A 16,242-nucleotide genomic window follows, 5' to 3' on the forward strand; every position below is an offset into this window, starting at 1 on the left:
CGCTAGTCAGCGCTTTGTCCTGAACCTTATTCTGGAACTCGCCTGCTGATTTACTCAGAGGATTCCAGCAATTGTTCGCTGGTTCTGCCAAAGCGACGTTCGCGCTTCTGGAACGAAGCGATCGCCTCATCCAGCGATTTACCATCGAAATCCGGCCAGTAGGTATCGGTAAAGAAAAACTCTGAATACGCCATTTGCCACAACAAGAAATTCGATATGCGTGCTTCGCCGCCGGTGCGTATCAGCATGTCTGGCGGCGGCGCGTAGGCCATCGATAATTTTGACGACAACATCTCTTCGGTAATGCTGTCCTGATCCAGCCCATCGCGAATCAATTCATTGCAGGCATTAACGATATCCCAGCGGCCACCGTAATTGGCGCAGATCGTCAGCGTCAGCCCGGTATTGGCCGCCGTTTTTTCTTCAGCGTTTTGAATCAGTTGCTTGAGTTCGGTATCGAATTTGCTCAGATCACCAATGATTTTCAGACGGATATTGTTCTGGCACATGTTGTTGATTTCAAGTACCAGCACTTTCCGGAACAATTTCATGAGCAGTGAGACTTCCTCCGGTGGACGACGCCAGTTTTCTGAACTGAACGCAAACAAGGTCAGATAACGGACACCACGGTTACAACATGCTTCCACCACTTTATTGACAGCATTCACCCCTTTGGTGTGGCCGGCAAAACGGGGCAACAAACGTTGTTTTGCCCAACGGCCGTTACCATCCATAATGATTGCGATATGTTCGGGGATGTTTCCTGATTCAGCCCTGGCAGGCTTATCTAAGTCTTTACTCATACAATTTACATTCTTTATTAGAACTGACGCAAAACCGCCCCAGCAGCGTTATGGCTCCTGGCCGTACATTTGTACTGTCTTCGTCGCCATGCCTTGCCGGAGCGGTTTTGCGTAAGTCCTGTTTTTAAATACGTCTATCCAAGATAACAACCTCCAAGAATGTCACAACGTTGATACGAGCACATCAATTTCGAAGGTATCAGTCATCAGTCCACGTTCCGGGCGACTTATCTGGTACGCGGGGGATTATAAAAGACTTCACCGGAAGCCGACGGAATAATCTGCAATCTCGTGTTAAATTTATTTTCTTTTAATTAACATTCAGCGCTGCCTGCAAGCCGCTTGCCCGCAGCGTCAGGCGCCCGATTGCATGGCTCAGTACAGCGGAAACCGGTGTCAGTAAGCTGAAATTCTGTTTTGCTCTGGTAATACCGGTATAAATCAGCTCACGGGTAATTACCGGCGATGCCTCGGCTGGCAATACCATCACCGTATGCTGAAATTCAGACCCTTGCGATTTATGCACGGTCATCGCAAATGCGGTTTCAACATGGCGCAGGCGTGATGTCAGTACGTGGCGCAATTGATCGCCATCCAGAAAATAGACTCTTTGCACCTTGTCTTTACTGAAGTCAGGCAAGGTCATACCGATATCGCCGTTAAAAACCCCGATGCCGTAGTCATTGCGGGTAATCATCACCGGCCGGCCGCTATACCATTCGGTACGGCTGTTGATGTGCCCGAGTTGATGCAGATGTTTTTCGATAGACTGATTCAAGCCACTGACACCCCAATCCCCTTCCCTGACGGCACACAGAATACGGAATGACTCAAAGGCTCTGAGAACGGCGATCACCCATTGCTGAAACTGCGCCTCATCGCTACCCTGCGGTCTTTGCGCCAGTAATTGCAGGTAAGCGAAATAACCACCTTCTGCACCAGCCCTGCCATGCAAGGCCATTTGCAATAGCGTTTTTTGCTGCGCGGTTTCTGCCCAGTACAAAACGTGCTCATCCGCGCGGCGCAAACAATCGATCGCCAGCTCGGTCTGCCCGCTATTGACTGCCAGCGCCAGCGTACCAATGGCGCCACTGAAACGGCGGCTCTTTCTGAGCATCACGGTCTGCTGCGCAATCACATTGCCATCGGCAATAAACTCAGCCGGAATCTCTTTGCCACAGGCACTGGCGATATAACGCGCCGTATCGGAAGAATAATTGCCGGATTCCGCACGATCACACAGATCGCCCAGTACTGCTCCTGCTTCTACCGATGCCAGCTGATCTTTATCGCCGAGCAAAATCAGCATCGTGGATTCGGGCAGTGCCGCTAACAGCGCCGCCATCATTTCCAGGTGCACCATCGATGCCTCGTCGACGATCAGCACGTCGATATCCAGCAAATTTCCCGCATGATGGCGGAATGCCCGTGTATCAGGGCGAGCGCCCAGCAGACTATGCAAGGTGCGCGCCGCACCGATACGATTCGTCAGCTCCGCCAGCGGCAGCGCCGGACCAATTTTCTGTGCGAGTTCAGATAAAGCATGATCAATCGCCTGTTTCAGGCGCGCTGCGGCTTTACCGGTTGGGGCAGCCAATGCGATACGCAGGCGTTCTGGCTGTGCAGACAAGGCAAACAACAACGCCAGCAGCCGCGCTACGGTGTACGTCTTACCCGTTCCCGGACCGCCGGTAATCACCGAAAAATGGCTGCGTACAGCAATCGCACAGGCCATCTTCTGCCAGTCGATCTCGTCTGAAGCATTAAATAACACATCCAGCCAGCGCGACACGGCGGCCACATCGACAGGCATCAAAGCCGACGCCCGTTGTCTGGCAGCAGTCGCTATCGCCATTTCATGTCGCCAGTAACGACGCAGATACAGGCTCTGTCTGTGCAACACCAGCGGCTCTTGTTGATCATCCTGATCCGCTTTATCAGCAGCATAAATCTGCGCAGAACTGCTAAGCAAATGCAACCAGCCTTCAACGTCGGCAGGTAAATCCATCTCCGCAACCAGCGCTTCCCACAGCGCTGCATCCCAGCCTGACAAAGCGCAAGGGTCAGCCACTAATGCATCGAGTTTGATACAACTATGGCCCAGCGCTTCGAGCTCACATAACAAGCCAACGATCAGCAGTTGCCGCTGATCATGCATGCCAAGGCTGTGCATAAAACGCATAAAAGCGACAGAAAGAAGGCGGACTTGCCCCTGCTCTGCATATTGTTTGAATCTTTCCAGCACTGGCGGTGTCGCTACCATCATGATGGGATGTCCTTTGTATCGTTCACAGACTTACCAGCAGCCGACGCTTCATCGTGGCGCATCATCTGATCGAGCCTGGCGAGAAATTCCGGGTCTGCTTCAAGTTGGTAACAACCATGCGTCTCGTCGTTAGCAATGCCGCGCATGAAGAAAAAAATCGCACCGCCAAGATGCATGGCAGGGTCATAAGTCTCGCCTAAGCGCAACTGCAACAAGCGGTGTAAGGCCAGCATATAAATCGCCCCCTGCACATCGTAACGGTGCGCAGCCATAGCAGATGCCAGAGCGGCGCGGTGATATCCCGCATCGTCCGCAGCAACAACATTTGATTTGTAATCCAGCACCCAGTATTTGCCTTGATGCTCAAACACCAGATCGGCGAAGCCCATCAGCAAACCGTGCAGATCGCGCTCAGCCAGATTATCGCGTGGCGTGCCGTCGAGAAAAAATTCCTGGCATAAGCGATCAATCTGTTGCGCGTTCACGCGCTCACACGGAAACCAGAATTCCATCTCAGGCAGAAATGTTGACAGTTCCAGCAGGCGTACATTCGCTGGCAACAAAGGCGTTGCGGCGATGCGCTTCAGCCAGAGCAGAATATCGTCGAAATGATTATCCCAACCCGCGCGCTGACAACGCGCTGCCAGTCTGGCATCGAAAGTATCGGACTCGGCGGAAACAAAGCCCTCGCCCGCCATCCATTCGAGCTGTTCATGTAAAAACAGACCCGGCATCGCACCGCGCGGAAAACGATGCCACGCGCTGTTACCCGCGGCAGGCGCCGGTGTGCCGGTGTCGTCTTCCAGCAGCTTACTGTCCTGCACCCGGGTCATATTGCCGGTGGTCGCGATACTGCGCGTCAGCGAAGTGAAGCTGCCGACAGTCCAGTCGCGCTCAAACTCGTGTTTGTACTCAGGCATTTCCACCAGGCTTTGTTTCGTCTCCTGGCGCTTGTAGATATTAACGCCCGGTAACTTTGCAACGTCAATGATGGCAATGTCGTTGCAATCATTGCGCATTTTTTGCAAAGCATCGCTCAACGCCGCAGCCTCCAGTGCCGTTTCGCCAGCCAGCAGATAACCGAACGCAGACTCGTGTATCTTGTTCTGATTCGAGGAAACACCCAGCCACAAGGCATGTACGGCGCGTGTGACCGCCACATAAAACAAACGAATGTCTTCTTCTTTTCTGACGCGGTTCACCGCATCCAAAGCTTCCTGCGACAACGCAAAATCAATTTTCCGTTCACCGGATTCATCGACATAATCAAAGAAACTGCGGTTCATCCGTGTCGTCACCCGGGTCGACACGGCGAATGGCAGATACACCAACGGATATTGCAAACCTTTGGATTTATGTATCGTAATCACCTTGACCAGTTTCGCATCGCTTTCAAGTCGCAAAATGTGTTCATCGCTGAGCTGGCTGTCATCCGCCATTTGCTCTGCCAGCCAGCGCACCAACGATTGCTCGCCATCGAGTTGCATACTGGCCGTTTCGAGTAATTCCGCCAGATGCAGGATATTCGTCAAACTGCGCTCGCCGCCAACCTCGCTGAGTAATTTCGCCGGTAATTCCAGCATATGTATAAAGCGCCGGATAGCAGCAAGGACACCCTGCCTTTGCCATATCAGGTGCAACTCTTTTAATTGCGCGGTACAGTTTTCCCACGCTTCATCATCCGATGCCAGCGTGATCAGGTGCGCGATGCTGAGTTTCGCTGTTTTGGTAGCGAACGCAGCGCGACCGGCAGTGTCATCCAGCGGATTCGCAAATGCATGCAGCCAGCGCAAAACATCGCTGGCCTCGTCGCTGTTGAGCACTGAATCTTTATCTGACAAATACACACTGGCAACATGTCGCTTTTGCAGCGCACTGCGTATCGCTTCGGCTTCAAATTTATCCCTGACCAGAATCGCGATATCTGCTGCCTGCAATGGCTGAAATCGCTGCATATCCCCGGTGTGCTGAAAGCCAGTCTGCGGGCTATTCAGTTGCGTCACAATATGCTCAGCGCAGTGTTCTGCAAAAAACGAAAGATACTCGTCTTTTTTCATGTCAGGATTTGCCGATGCCCACAGATTCAGCGCACTGACTTCGCCATCGGCATTAACAAATTTTTCTGCGCGACCATGTGCCGTGACGGCTTCAAATGGCACAGGATCAGTTTCAGCACGCCGGAACCGGAAAGCACCGGCAGAAAATGCCGCATCTTCATTTGTTTCCGCATGCAGAAACAAATGATTCACGGCACCGACCAGTGCATGCGTCGAGCGGAAATTAGTGCCAAGCATATAGTGCCGGCCCGTGGTCGCTTCGCGGGCGGCCAAATAACTTTGTATATCTGCACCGCGAAAACCATAAATCGATTGCTTAGGGTCACCGATCAGAAACAAACCTTGCGTCGCGGCGTTCTCTTGAACCCGATAAATCGCGTCAAAAATCGCATACTGATCCGGCGAGGTATCCTGAAACTCATCCACCATCGCCACCGGATATTGTTGACGGATACGCAGATTCAGTGCGGCAGCATTCGGCCCGCTGACGGCGGCACGCAGCCTTTGCAACATATCGTTGAAACCAAACTGGCGACTGCTGCGCTTGAGTGTATCAGCACGCGCGACGATCACAGAAACGGCATGGCGGTAAAGCACGTGTTTGATCGGTTCTATCTCACCCAGTTTCTGCGCGAGTGGCGCAATATCATCGAAGACCTCAGGAATCTGCGGCTCGTATCCTTTATTGCATGCACTCCGTAAGCCATCCGCTGTCAGCTTTTCTGCCGCCTTATCAAAACCGTCTGGCCAGACCAGCGAAGGCGTCTGCGCCCAGACTTTGAGTGCAGTCAGCCATTTATCCAGAGTGGCGGGCTTTAATTTCGTTGCACTGAATTGTTTGGGCGCGGCCTCTTTTTGTTCCGCGAACCATTGCGCCATCCGTTCAGCTTTATCCGCCCAACCTGCTTTTAACGTGACCAGAATTTTTTCCTGCTCAGCCAATGTCTGTGCAATCAATGCAGACAAAGGCCGGGTCATACGTGGACCAAGCAAACCGGCAAATGGCACCAGTTTCAGCACCGCGGCTGACAATGCATGCGCATCACTCCAGAACGAGGTAACCAGCGAAAACCCATTGCTATCGAGCGGATACACCTGCTGCCGCCAGTAATCCAGCGCTGCGTTTTCCAGCAAAGAAGACTCGCTGGCGATCAGCTCTTCATCAAACAGACAACCGCTATCAAATGCATGTTCTTTCAGCATGCGCTGACACCAGGCATCAATCGTAAAAATCGCCGCTTCATCCATGGCCTGCGCCGCCATACTGAGGCGATACGCCGTCTGCTGTTGTAACTCATGGGTAGGATAAGCCGACATCAGTTCGCGGATGAAATGGTCATGTGCAGGCACATCACCAGAGCGGAAATAGTCCGCAGCTTCCGTCAATCGTTGACGTATGCGATCGGATAATTCTCTGGTTGCCGCACGTGTGAATGTCATCACCAGAATTTCTGATGGATGCAAAGCGCGTTGAAATGCATTTTCATCGCCGTGCCCGAGCACCAGTCGTAAATACAGGGCAGCAATGGTCCAGGTTTTTCCCGTTCCGGCGCTGGCTTCAATCAGACGACTACCATACAGCGGAAAACTTATTGGATTCAGCAGGTGGCTCATTGCGCTTCCTCCGTTTCGGCGGCCGCATTCAGAGACGTGACCTGAATCTGACGCGCCCAATCGAATAAAGGTTCATAGAGTGTTCTGGCAACGTTCTCCCAATCAGGCTCTGCACGCAAGGCAGAAAAATCAGGCCACATTCTGGCCAGATAAGGGCTCTCCACCTCGCCGCTCATGTTATACCCGCCATCATAAATTTGTTGTGGATTATCACCGGCAATCAGCGCCAGCGCGGTCTTGCAGGCGACCGGCAAAATACCATCCTGCCCCGCCCGCCATAAACCTAGCAGGGTTTCAAGCGTCGCCGTTGCAGCAGCCGGCTCCAGCGGCGGCATGCACAGGCTGGCATCGCGCGCAACCAGATAGAAAGTCACGGAGTAATTCTGACTCGCTGCAACTAATTGCCGTATCCAGATATCGATGACTTTATCCGCTCGCACTTCATCCTTGGCATTACATACTTTGCTGGCGCTCTGCATGATAGAAACGATTTGCTCACCATCGGTACGCAGGTTTTCCAGCCAATCCGAGAGCGTGATATTCTGAAACTGAAATTGCAACGGCAGCTTCGCCGCAGGCTCGGGGAACTGGCCACATAATGTCAGCCATGCCGTCTGCACCGGCATCATTTCCGCGACCAGCAAACGCTGCCATTTTTGTCCCATGAAACCGACTGGCAGCAACCCTTCGCGTGACAGCTGCGCCGCTTTTGCACTCAATGTTGTTTCAAGGTCAGCGATACTACCCGGCACATCTCCGCTATTAATTAGCCTGTCATTCAGAAAATATTCTTGCAAAGCATCAAGATTAAAAGGCTCTTCAGTACCGGTCATTTGCTCGTCATCAGCAAATTGCACGCCCAGGCGCTGCTGAAAAAAACTGGCGACAGGTTGCCTGACAAAACGACTCAGCTGACTCAGCTTCAGAGTCAGATTTACATTAGCGTCGTCGGCCGCAAACGATGTGCTGTGTTCGTCCGCGGCATGCTGTTCTTGCGCCTGTGTCTGCAGATATGCTGCGCCCCATTCCCTCGCATAAGTCAGCGGCCTTTGTGGCCCCTCAAAAAAATAGGCGCGACTGAATGCCTGCATCGGATATTCATGTATGTGTTTTTGCAGATCAATATCCCAGCCAGCTTGCAAATAATCCTGCAGCTGCGAAACCAGCACCGACGGCGGCTGCGCGGAATTATCACGGATATTTTTTCCCGCCCAGCTGATGTACAGCCTCGATCGTGCCGCCAGAATCGCTTCCAGCATCAGATACCTGTCATCGTCACGCCGCGAACGGTCACCGGGGCGCGCCATTCCCTGCACCGCCAGCAAATCAAAATCCACCTGACTTGTCCTGCGCGGAAAATCGCCTTCATTCATACCAAGCAGACAAACCAGTTGAAATGGCATTGAGCGCATCGGCATGAAGGTACAGAAAGTCACACCGCCGGAAATAAAACGATGATTCAGCGTTGCCTCATCTATTGATGCGAGCCAGGGCTCACGAAAAACTGCCAACGGAATCGCTTCGTCAAAGCTTGCCTGTTCGCAGGCATTCAGATAATGATCGAGTGACTCATGCAGCCGTGCCAGCAACACTCTGTCGTTCTCACCGGAGGCGGCAAAGAATGTCGTCAACAATTGTCGCGCCTGTTCAGCCCAGACCAGCGGTGTTTGTGGTAAGACCAGCCTGCGCTGCCATTCGATCAGCGCCTCAACAAACTCTGCCAGACTTCCTGCCAGCGCCGATGAGAGTCCACCAACTTCCGCATACGGCTCTATGCCCTGATAATGTTGCTGAGCGCCATTCGCATAGCCAAGTAACATGCGCCGGATGCCGAAAATCCAGGAATTCTGTTCACCAGTCGCGCCCAGCCCCAGACCATCTCTGTGCTGCTGATTCAGGCCCCAGCGAATTCCGGCACCATTGATCCAGGTTTTCAGCACAGGCAAATCATCTTCATCCAGACCAAAGCGTGCCGCAATCGCGGGAACCTCCAGCAAATCCACAACCTCATTCTGCTGACAGCGTTGTTGCGGCAAGCGTAATAACCAATCCAGCGCCACCATGACCGGATTCGTTTTACGATCCGAAACGTCGCCAATCTCATACGGAATATAACGTTGATCCGTCCGTTTATATTGTCCAAATACTGCCCGGATTGATGGCGTGAACTGGGCAATATCCGGCACCATGACCACCACATCACGCGGACGTATTGTATTGTCTGTCTCTGCAAAAATCCCTAACAAACGATCATGCAAAATCTCGACTTCCCTCTGAACACTATGCGCCAGATGAAACTCTATGGACGTATCTGTCGCTGCCACCGGCAGGCGCGGATGCTCGGCCAGCGGCAGCAAATCCCGTATCGCAGCCTGCACCTGTGCCAGCAAGGTAGATCCGGCATCTTCAGAAAATAAATCAATTTTTAAGCCGGAAAAACCGGATCGCGCCAATTCAGCCTGATCAAACTCATCCAGCATACGGACGAAGTCGCGTCCCAGACGCCCCCACGCGGCCAGCAAAGGATGTGCGTGGGCATGCAGCGCCTCAAGCGGAACCTCAGATAAATCGCTTTGGTTCCGTAACTGTTGCCGCTTGAACTGCGCTTTGAACAACTCACGTCCTTCAATAATATCGCCCCAGAAATACTGGCAGGGATTGGGCACCGCGAGTATGACTTGCGTGTGATGCGCCAACGCGGATAAGGCTTCCAGCGTTTGTCTGGGCAGAGCAGACACACCGAATAACACCACCCGGCGCGGTAATGGTGCTGCGGGTGCGTTGCCGCCAGAGGCCGCCTCAACAAAGCGCCGGTGTACATTCACGCGCCCCAGCAAACGCTCAGCCTCAGGCAAATCGGCAAGAATCGCTCGCCACAATTTCGCCTGCCAGCGTTGGTCTGCAGGTATTGGCACCAGCTCGCCGTTCGCGCGACGTAACTGATCATGTCCCTGACTCCAGTCCTGCAACCAGTCAGTCCGGTACACCTGATATAAATCGATCAGGTCCGCCAGCCGGGAAACCAGTTGGTAACGCCGTTCAGCGTCACCATCGGCCAGAAATTGTTTTAGCGGAGAAAAATCACTGTCCTGCAACAACGCGGGGATCAGGCGCATCAGCCGCCAGGTCAGCGGCATTTTATCAAGTGATGATGTCGATGGTATCTCAGCTTTACCGAGCATGGAACGATAGATCGTCCACAAAAAACGCCCCGGCAATTCAATCCGGTTCGCAGCACTGATATCGAAATTTTCTGCCAGCGATATTTTCAGCCACTCTGCGACGCCGTTCGACTGCACCAGAAAAATCTCTTTCTCCAGCGGAGACAAGGGATTGCGCCTTATCCACTCGAATACGGCCGAACTCAACTGCTCCAACTGATTACTGTGCAAAATAATCAGCCCTGGCTTGATCACTGAAGACATAAAAATAGGCGAAAACTGTTATGGAATAGCAGAAACAGGAATGTCCGGCTCAATTTTCTGCTGCATTATTTTCTGCTGTATTAAAAACAGCAGATGTGAATGAACCGGACTAGCCTGTGCTGTCTGGTATTTTCACATAAGTTACTCTGTGAGATATTAAAAATTTAATGCTGGCACACATGTCCAGCAGCGGATCAACGATCAGCAATATCAAGCTAAATAGTGAGCGGAACAAAGGCCTTAATGGAACAGTATGAATGCGAAGTCACGAGTACCCTGACGCCTCATCCGCATATCATTTGACACGCTGCTTACTGAGCTTACGTGCCAATGTGCGTCTGTGCATTCCCAGACGTCGTGCGGCTTCGGAGATATTGAACTCGGACTCCACCAACACTTCGTGTATGCGTTCCCACTCCAGAGTTTTAATCGAGGTCGGACGATTCGTCAGCTCCAGATCCGTGACACCGGCAACATGGCCGAAGGCCGCCTCAATATCATCCGTATTCGATGGCTTTGCTAAATACTGACACGCTCCCAGTTTCACAGCTTCGACCGCGGTCGCGATACTGGCGAAGCCGGTCAGCACCACAATCTGCATGGCCGGCACTTGCTGGTGCAACATCTGCACACAGGCAAGCCCGGAAGCATTGCCATTTAATTTTAGATCCACCACCGCAAACTGCGGCGCATGCGACCCGAGTATTTCTTCTGCCGCTTCCAGACTTTCTGCATGCAACACGGTATAAGCACGTCGCTCAAATGAACGACACAGGGTACGTGCGAATGCAGTATCGTCCTCGACAATCAGCAACAGACGACTTTCTGACATATTCAAACCTTTTTTATAGCATTAACGCTGACAATGGCAGCTCTATCCTGACCAGGGCACCACCGTCCTGCTGGTTACTGGCAATCACCGAGCCGCCTAATTTACGTACAAAATTCACCACAAAGTAAATACCCAGACCACTACCGGGACGCCCTTTGGTCGATTGATAAGCCTGCCCCAGATTTTCCAGTATCGAAGGTAAAAAACCCGGACCGGTATCAGTCACGATGATGACCAGTACGTCCGCGTCTCTGGATACGGTCAGAGCAAGCCAGGTTGGTGAAGCTTCAAGCGCATTATCTAACACATTGCATATCATCTGCTTGAGAGCAGAATCAAACACGACAGGAACGTCCTGCTGTATTTGATTTTCAAAGATAAAAGTCTGTACCGGCCGCGTCGCGCGAAAATCGTCGACCAGTTGTTTGAGAAAGGTATTGATGGTTGTTTTGACAGAAGATTCGCCGCGCGCCTCTCCGGCGGACAATAAAATACTGCTGAGTGTCGTTTTACAGCGTTGCAACTGCCTTTCCATTTCACTCAGGTCTTCGAGTAAATCAGGATTTTTACTGAATTCAGGCATCCTGCGCCAGTCACCGAGAATGACGGACATCGTTGCTAAAGGTGTCCCCAATTCATGCGCCGCGCCAGATGCCAGCAAGCCCATTTTCACTATGTGCTCTTCTTCTGTGGATCGCTGGCGGACATCTGCCAGCTGCGCATCACGCGCTTTTAAATTACCGCTGATGCGCGTCAGAAAAAACACCAGCAAACCTGCATTCAGTAAAAAACAAATGATCATGCCATCGATATAAAGCTCAGGCATACCACCGTTGTTATCCGCAGGTAAAAGCAAGGGATGGGAAAATTTCGATAATCCAAGCAGGCAGCAACCACTGATCACGACTATCGACCAGGTTGACCATACTTCCAGCAAAACAGCGCTGAGGATGACCTGCAACAGATATAAAAAAATGAAGGGATTGGCAGTACCGCCACTCAGATACAGTTGCGCGGTCAGAATAGCGACATCGACCAGCAGTGCAAAAAACAATGCCCGATTGGATACTTTTGTTTCTTCGTGCCAGCGCAGATGGCTGGCAATATTGAAGGCAATTAACACCGCCAGCACAAACGCCATCGACAATACCGGCAAACGTATGCCGAATCCGCCGACAACCAGCGCGATCGTTGCAATCTGTCCAAATACGGCAAGCCACCGCAGATGAATCAGTTGCAACATATTTTTGTGACCAGCCGAACTCTCATATTCTTCGGCGATGCCAGCTACGATATCCCGCTGATTTTCAGTCTTGCCGAACATCCTGATGTCTCCCATTTTCACTATGATCCGGCCTCTTATTCAGACGCCAGCGGTCTTCGCGGACAACCAGATAGTATCCGCCCGCCACCATCAAAGCGAGAGCATACCAAGTAAGTGCATAGACCAAGTGATTGTTATGAAATGAGATAACGGTTAAACCGCCGACCGGTGCCGGTTCTTCGTTTGCCAGCTGGGATTTGTAGCCTGTATCAGACTGACTTTCGGTGGCATCGGCATCAATAAAATACGGCGCTACCGGCGACAAGTTATGTTTTTTGGCGATGGCAGCAACATCGCGCGAATACCAGCGGTCAGCCGCCGCATCGTTTTTACGCAAGAATCCGCCACCGGGTTCAGGCATGCGCAGCAGACCTGTGATACTCACGATTGGCGAACGCTCCTGCTGTGTTGCGGCTTTCATTTTATTCAGCGTGGGGACAAATCCCCGGTTCAGCAGTACAACGCTGCCATCCGTCTGGCGCAACGGCGTGATGACCCAGTAACCACTACCCAGCACCGTCGAAGCCTGCACATAACTAGTCTGCTCAGACAATAATTGCCCCCTGACCTGCACGTGCCGGTATTCGTCATTCGCGGCATTCACACCCGACCAAAGATGTTGATCAGGCGCGGCGATTGCCGTCGCATGTACTCGTTGCTCGACGCGGGCGATCAGATCGAGTTTCCATTGCAAGCGATAGATCTGCCATGTACCGAGAAAAATAAAGCACAAAAAAAACACCCCCGCGCACATCGCAAGAGCACGTCTTACGAATAATGAACGGGGGAAGTCTGTTACTGCAACCGGGGGCTGCGCCCCGGCATTCAGATCACTCATGGCATATTGCGCATGTTGTGCATTTCATTTGGATTCTCAGTATGTTTCAGAGATTCTGGCGTTGTTTCATGCTGCATGCCTGGCATCATATTGTTATTCAGATGATACATAACCCACAGCGAGCCGCTCATCAGAATCACCACCACCATACCGGTAAACACCAATGCCAGCATGTTCCAGCCACCTTCTGAACGTGCATTCATGTGCAGGAAATACACCATGTGAACCACCACCTGCACTGCGGCCAGCGCCAGCAAGACAAAACCTGTCGTACCTGAATTGCTGAATACTTTACCCATGACCAGCCAGAATGGAATCACCGTCAGAATGACTGCCAGCACAAAACCGATGACATAGGTTTTCAGGCTGCCATGATCCGCGTGATCGTCATGAGCGTGATGGCCATGATGACCGTGGCCCGCATCATGCGTTGTATGTTCGTGATGTGCACTCATGGCAAAACTCCCATCAGGTAAACAAAGGTAAATACACCGATCCAGATCACATCCAGGAAATGCCAGAACATGGACAGGCACATCAGGCGACGATTGTTTTCAGTCGTCAGACCATGACGTTTTAATTGGAACAGCAAAGTGATCAGCCAGACGATACCGAAAGTCACGTGCAGACCATGCGTTGCCACCAGCGCAAAGAACGAGGTCAAAAAGCCACTGCGTTGAGGACCGGCACCTTCATGAATCAGATGGATGAACTCATATAATTCGAGGCCGATAAAACAAGCACCCAGCAAGCCAGTGACCACCAGCCAGATCAGCGTGTTGTTCAGACGTTTTTTCTGCGCTTCCAGCATCGCAAAACCATAGGTAATCGATGACAGCAACAGTAAAGACGTGTTGATTGCCACCAACGGCAGATCAAACAATTCAGCACCGGTCGGGCCGCCTGCGTAGTTACGACCGAGTACGGCGTATGCGGCAAACAGACACGCAAAAATCAGACAGTCGCTCATCAGATACAGCCAGAAGCCAAGCAGCGTGCCGTTTTCCGGATGATGTTCGAGAACGAAATAGCGTGAACCAGAAGCCTGGCTCATCGCATCATGAGTAGAAATAGATTTATCAGACATGGCTAGCTAACAAACGTGTGCGTTCATTTTCGGTACGGACAACTTCGTCCGCAGGAATGTAGTAATCGCGGTTGTAATTAAAAGTATGGATGATGATGGCGGCCATCATGACGATGAAGCCCAGCCCTGCCAACAACCACATTTGCCAGATCAGCGCAAAGCCACAAACCGCGCTGAGACCAGCGATGATGATGCCAGCCGCCGTATTTTTCGGCATATGAATCGCCAGGAATCCGGAAGTCGGACGAACATAGTTGTTCGCTTTCATATCAACCCATGCATCGTTATCGTGGATGCGAGGCGTGAAGGCGAAATTGTATGCAGGCGGCGGAGACGAGGTTGCCCACTCCAGTGTGCGTCCACCCCATGGATCACCAGTCACATCACGCAATTCCGCACGGCGCAGATAGCTGACAACCAATTGAATGACGAAACAGGCAATACCGATCGCGATCAGAACTGCACCAGCGGCAGCGATCTGGAACCATATCTGCAACGATGGATCTTCAAAATGGCTCAGACGACGTGTCACCCCCATCAGACCTAATACATACAATGGCATGAACGCGAAGTAGAAACCGATAGTCCAGAACCAGAATGAGCATTTACCCCAGAAACTGTCGAGCTTATAGCCGAATGCTTTAGGGAACCAGTAGTTAATCGCCGCAAACACACCGAATACGACGCCACCAATAATCACGTTATGGAAGTGCGCAATCAGGAACAAACTATTGTGTAAAACAAAGTCAGCAGGTGGAACTGCCAGCAATACGCCCGTCATACCACCGATGACAAATGTCACCATGAAACCCATAGTCCATAACATCGGCACTTCAAAACGGATACGTCCGCGATACATCGTAAACAACCAGTTAAACATCTTCGCACCGGTTGGAATCGAAATAATCATCGTGGTGATACCGAAGAACGAGTTGACGCTCGCACCGGAACCCATCGTGAAAAAGTGATGCAACCAGACCAGATAAGACAAGATCGTGATCACGACAGTTGCGTACACCATGGAGGTGTAGCCAAACAAACGTTTGGAACAGAAAGTCGAGACGATTTCGGAATACACACCGAAGCAAGGCAGAATCAGGATATAAACCTCAGGATGACCCCAGATCCAGATCAGATTCACGTACATCATGGAATTGCCGCCCATGTCGTTCGTGAAGAAGTTGGTACCGAAAACGCGATCCAGCGACAACATTGCCAACACCGCGGTCAACACTGGGAAAGCGGCAACGATCAGCACGTTAGTGCACAACGCAGTCCAGGTGAAGACTGGCATTTTCATCATCGTCATGCCTGGTGCACGCATCTTGACGATCGTCACAATCAGGTTCACGCCTGAGAGCAAGGTGCCGACACCGGCAATCTGTAGCGACCAGATGTAGTAATCCACCCCGACATCCGGGCTACCTAAAATACCTGACAGCGGCGGATAAGCCAGCCAGCCGGTACGCGCAAATTCACCAACGAACAAAGACGCCATCACCAGCAAGGCACCGAAAGTCGTCATCCAGAAGCTGAAGTTATTCAGGAACGGGAAAGCAACGTCACGGGCACCGATTTGCAGCGGCACAACGTAGTTCATCAAACCAGTAACGAAAGGCATCGCCACGAAGAAAATCATGATCACGCCATGCGCAGTGAACACCTGGTCATAGTGGTGCGGTGGCAAAAAGCCGGCCGAGTCACCGAATGCCATCGCCTGCTGAGCACGCATCATTAAGGCGTCGGCAAAGCCACGTAACAGCATGACCAGACCGAGGATCATGTACATGATACCGATACGCTTGTGGTCAATACTTGTCAGCCATTCACGCCACAAGGTTCCCCAGACGCGGAAGTAAGTCAATGCACCCAGCAATGCCAGGCCACCGAAAACGACACCAGCGAAGGTAGCAAGAAGAATCGGCTCATGCAAAGGAATCGCTTCCCAGCTGAGACGGCCGAATATCAGCTTAGTCAAATCAATTTGGTCTAACAT

At 51.8% G+C, this 16,242-nt stretch carries 10 protein-coding genes; all 10 read right to left on the reverse strand.

What is annotated here, in order from left to right; all coding sequences use genetic code 11:
* Window positions 1–50 precede the first annotated feature (50 nt).
* A complete protein-coding gene (locus KDM87_RS14105) occupies window positions 51–803 on the reverse strand; it encodes an isoprenyl transferase (RefSeq protein ID WP_212679671.1) in 753 nt (250 codons plus the stop codon).
* Window positions 804–1,113: 310 nt separating this feature from the next.
* Window positions 1,114–3,069, reverse strand: coding sequence for an exodeoxyribonuclease V subunit alpha (gene recD / locus KDM87_RS14110; protein WP_212679672.1), 1,956 nt, complete (start codon window positions 3,067–3,069; stop codon window positions 1,114–1,116).
* A complete protein-coding gene (gene recB / locus KDM87_RS14115; protein ID WP_212679673.1) occupies window positions 3,066–6,740 on the reverse strand; it encodes an exodeoxyribonuclease V subunit beta in 3,675 nt (1,224 codons plus the stop codon). The genes recD and recB overlap by 4 nt, the downstream gene beginning before the upstream one ends.
* Entirely contained in the window at window positions 6,737–10,165 is a 3,429-nt protein-coding gene (gene recC, locus KDM87_RS14120; RefSeq protein WP_212679674.1) for an exodeoxyribonuclease V subunit gamma, read from the reverse strand. Before recC ends, recB begins: the two co-directional genes overlap by 4 nt.
* Before the next feature lie 295 nt (window positions 10,166–10,460).
* Window positions 10,461–10,997, reverse strand: coding sequence for a response regulator transcription factor (locus KDM87_RS14125; RefSeq protein WP_212679675.1), 537 nt, complete (start codon window positions 10,995–10,997; stop codon window positions 10,461–10,463).
* Window positions 10,998–11,010: 13 nt separating this feature from the next.
* Window positions 11,011–12,321, reverse strand: a complete 1,311-nt coding sequence (locus tag KDM87_RS14130) for an ATP-binding protein (protein WP_212679676.1) — start codon at window positions 12,319–12,321, stop codon at window positions 11,011–11,013.
* The gene (locus tag KDM87_RS14135; RefSeq protein WP_212679677.1) at window positions 12,305–13,159 is read right to left on the reverse strand and encodes an SURF1 family protein; all 855 of its coding nucleotides are present in this window, start codon (window positions 13,157–13,159) and stop codon (window positions 12,305–12,307) included. Before KDM87_RS14135 ends, KDM87_RS14130 begins: the two co-directional genes overlap by 17 nt.
* Complete coding sequence (gene cyoD / locus KDM87_RS14140; RefSeq protein WP_212679678.1) at window positions 13,156–13,614, reverse strand: cytochrome o ubiquinol oxidase subunit IV; 459 nt, start codon at window positions 13,612–13,614, stop codon at window positions 13,156–13,158. Before cyoD ends, KDM87_RS14135 begins: the two co-directional genes overlap by 4 nt.
* Window positions 13,611–14,246, reverse strand: a complete 636-nt coding sequence (gene cyoC, locus KDM87_RS14145) for a cytochrome o ubiquinol oxidase subunit III (protein ID WP_212679679.1) — start codon at window positions 14,244–14,246, stop codon at window positions 13,611–13,613. Before cyoC ends, cyoD begins: the two co-directional genes overlap by 4 nt.
* Window positions 14,239–16,242 carry a cytochrome o ubiquinol oxidase subunit I gene (cyoB, locus tag KDM87_RS14150; RefSeq protein ID WP_212679680.1) on the reverse strand — a complete coding sequence of 668 codons (2,004 nt, stop codon included), beginning with the start codon at window positions 16,240–16,242 and terminating at the stop codon, window positions 14,239–14,241. The genes cyoC and cyoB overlap by 8 nt, the downstream gene beginning before the upstream one ends.

Source organism: Cognatundibacterium rivi, from assembly GCF_018139565.1.
In the GTDB taxonomy this organism is placed as follows: domain Bacteria; phylum Pseudomonadota; class Gammaproteobacteria; order Burkholderiales; family Burkholderiaceae_D; genus Undibacterium; species Undibacterium rivi.

Bases quoted from the DNA above. Each gene is read 5' to 3' on its own strand.
- cyoB (WP_212679680.1), bottom strand. From the start codon at position 16,242: ATGTTAGACCAAATTGATTTGACTAAGCTGATATTCGGCCGTCTCAGC.
- cyoD (WP_212679678.1), bottom strand. From the start codon at position 13,614: ATGAGTGCACATCACGAACATACAACGCATGATGCGGGCCACGGTCAT.
- KDM87_RS14135 (WP_212679677.1), bottom strand. From the start codon at position 13,159: ATGAGTGATCTGAATGCCGGGGCGCAGCCCCCGGTTGCAGTAACAGAC.
- recC (WP_212679674.1), bottom strand. From the start codon at position 10,165: ATGTCTTCAGTGATCAAGCCAGGGCTGATTATTTTGCACAGTAATCAG.
- KDM87_RS14130 (WP_212679676.1), bottom strand. From the start codon at position 12,321: ATGTTCGGCAAGACTGAAAATCAGCGGGATATCGTAGCTGGCATCGCC.
- cyoC (WP_212679679.1), bottom strand. From the start codon at position 14,246: ATGTCTGATAAATCTATTTCTACTCATGATGCGATGAGCCAGGCTTCT.
- KDM87_RS14105 (WP_212679671.1), bottom strand. From the start codon at position 803: ATGAGTAAAGACTTAGATAAGCCTGCCAGGGCTGAATCAGGAAACATC.
- KDM87_RS14125 (WP_212679675.1), bottom strand. From the start codon at position 10,997: ATGTCAGAAAGTCGTCTGTTGCTGATTGTCGAGGACGATACTGCATTC.
- recD (WP_212679672.1), bottom strand. From the start codon at position 3,069: ATGATGGTAGCGACACCGCCAGTGCTGGAAAGATTCAAACAATATGCA.
- recB (WP_212679673.1), bottom strand. From the start codon at position 6,740: ATGAGCCACCTGCTGAATCCAATAAGTTTTCCGCTGTATGGTAGTCGT.